General features: G+C 43.9%; 3 protein-coding genes. All 3 read right to left on the bottom strand.

Going from position 1 to position 2,203, the window contains the following annotated elements; genetic code table 11:
- The coding region (gene gspM / locus A3761_RS19415) for a type II secretion system protein GspM (protein ID WP_156491961.1) at positions 1–290 on the bottom strand (290 nt) is incomplete at its 3' end.
- Positions 291–316: 26 nt separating this feature from the next.
- Positions 317–1,621: a type II secretion system protein GspL gene (gspL, locus tag A3761_RS19410; protein WP_068511057.1), complete on the bottom strand. Its 1,305-nt coding sequence runs from the start codon at positions 1,619–1,621 to the stop codon at positions 317–319.
- Positions 1,622–1,661: 40 nt separating this feature from the next.
- Positions 1,662–2,203: type II secretion system minor pseudopilin GspK (gene gspK / locus A3761_RS19405; RefSeq protein WP_156491960.1), on the bottom strand; the 542-nt coding region annotated here is incomplete at its 5' end.

Below are 2,203 nucleotides of genomic sequence, written 5' to 3'. Positions count from 1 at the left end.
TGCTGGCTATTCAATGCTTTTTTGGAAGCACTGCCTTGATTGTTTTGACCAAGACTTCTCAGTGCGGCTTTATTCTGGTTTACCAAGGCTAGCAATTGCTGATTTTGCTCAAGCTTTGCCTCGGCTTGTTTTTTGTATTCATAAGCTGGCTTCATTAAGCCAAAGATCAGAATAACCAAGCTCAGAGCTACAAGCAGCACTTTAAGAGCCAAACGGTCACGTGCCGATAGCATCTCATACTGTTTGCGCATATTCAGTAGCGCAGAGTTCTGTTTTAAAGCTTCTAACATCTCAATATCTCTCTTAACTACCTAAACTAAGCACCGCCGACACTAATACGGCCGCGAAAATATTCTTTTTCTTGAACAGCGGAACTGATCTTCGCCGTTAGGCCAGCACTAACGATGGCATTTTTTAAACTCTCTAACTGATCAAAGCTTTGAGCCTGCATTTCTAAGACTAACTCAGCACGCTGCTGATTATAGTTAATGCTTTTAAATTGAAGCTGGCCTTTAAATTTGCTTCGATCAAACTGATACCCCGCCTCTCCTAATAAATGGAGAAAACCGACATCGACACTACTACCGCCCTGGCGCTGCTGGTTAAGCTTACCCTTGATAATACGCGGCAATTTGCCAAGTGTTGTCCGTTTCGAGTTGGGTACTATTTTTTGGTAGGCTGTTAATGCGCTTTGGCCAGCGGAATCAGCCTGCCCTTCAAAGTACATACCCTGGCCAATAAACACGCCGAATTGCAGTAAAAACCCAAGTCCAGCAAGTGCTGCAACAGCTCTCCAGCGATGCCAGGACCCGCTAGACTGACGAGCAATCACAAAATCGCCTTGGCACAAATTTGTCAGGGTTGTTTTATTACGTGTATAGCACTCACATAGGAATTCAAATTCACTTAAACCAAACTGCTCAACTGAGATAGACAGGTGTGGGTACTGCTCTATTTGAGCAAGCAACATCTTAGCCGCTTCCATATAGTCAGCTGCAACCCAAACCTTCATCGAAAGCTCGCGTGCTTCCTCATCTTCACTTGGCGCAAGAAAAACACTGTCTAAATATGGAATGAGGTTATCAGGCTTTAAGGAAATCATCTTTCCTTCGAGAGAACGAACGATTACTGAGCCGCTAGACAAACAAAGACTAAGGTCATCTTCAGCAATAGGCAGACACTGCGCATCGAGATACACGCCAGCTAAAGGAATATCGGCCATTTCGCTATTAAAAGACTGAAAATTTGACTCGAACAAAGAGTGGTCGATATTAATGACCGAGTAAGCGCCTCGTTTGCTTTTTGGCCCCAAACAAATATGTATTTGCTCAATATCTTGCGCAACCTGCTCTTCTACTGCAAAGGGTAGCGCTTGCTGCAGGTAACGAGCCTGACCTCCTGGCAGACTCACTTCGCTTACAAAGGCGGCTGAAGAAGGCCAAAGCGCAATCAGTTCAACATTCTCGATACCATTCTGCATTAAGGTCTGATCGATTATTTCCAGACTCGAACGCGCGCCATATTTAAGTTGCTCACCAGCAATATCATAGAGCGCCCATTCATATAACGCTCCTTCTACCTGATGTACTTTATGTGGCCTTACAAACAATGTATTTGGCATGAGTTTACTCTATCTGTTTTGAACGACGCTAATCGTTTTATTATAGCGCCACTTGCTCTTTGGTAATTAAATATTTTTGGCCCTGGTTACGACTAAGAACCTGTAAAGACCCGTCTTCGTTACTCCGATAGAGTACACTTCTTAACCTGACCGTGCGCTCGGAAAGTGTCACTTCGGTCGCTAACTCGTAAAAGTCAGATCGAACCCCGATGTAATTAAAGTTTATTTTTCCATCCGCAACTAAAGTCTCAGCCTTAAACTCGTCAATATTCTTCCAGGCCTTATCCTGACGAGCTTCTACCAAGCTATCTGCCTGGGCATCAGTAAGGGTTTCACTTAAACTCTGTAAAACTTCCGCTGTTGCAGTATTTACATTAACGGGAGCCCAACCCTGAGGCAATACAGTGACATGCTCTAATAGTTTTTTGAAGTCTTCATTACTGATTGTGGGAAGTAATCGTAATTCTGATATATCGAGCATAGGCTGGCCAGCATTTCTATAAGGAGGGTCTAAGGACAAATACTCGCCATCTTCCGCCCCATCAAAACCACTTGAGTCCTGATTTTCATCAAGCCAGTCAA

It is taken from the genome of Oleiphilus sp. HI0123 (assembly GCF_001635315.1).
Note: the sequence above shows the minus strand (reverse complement) of the source record. Positions and strands in the feature narration are given on the sequence as shown.